We start from the raw sequence: 314 nt of genomic DNA on the forward strand, positions 1-314 counted from the left end.
TATAACAACGGTTCGACTGTCAGCACCACCATCGCGAAGACCGAAGGCGGCAACTTTGAGAATCTGGTTACCGATCCGAAGGCAGCTGAAACAGCCATCACTGATTCGATCGACAACACCACGGTTTCTCTGAGTGCTGATAAAGCCTCGGTAGTTGAAGGCGGCGACATCACTTACACCGCGACCTTGACTAACAAGGCGCAAACCGACGTCACCGTAACGTTGAGCAACGGCCAAACCATCACGATCAAGGCCGGTGAAACTGTCGGCTCGACCGTGTTTAACACTCCAGCCAATGACGTCTATAACAACGG

General features: G+C 52.5%; 1 protein-coding gene. It reads left to right on the forward strand.

The window, feature by feature from the left end; translation table 11 throughout:
* On the forward strand, positions 1-314 hold a 314-nt coding region (locus AOA59_RS32485; protein ID WP_158235268.1), incomplete at both ends, for an immunoglobulin-like domain-containing protein.

Origin of the sequence: Pseudomonas sp. 2822-15 (assembly GCF_002742515.1) — a bacterium.
GTDB lineage: Bacteria > Pseudomonadota > Gammaproteobacteria > Pseudomonadales > Pseudomonadaceae > Aquipseudomonas > Aquipseudomonas salomonii.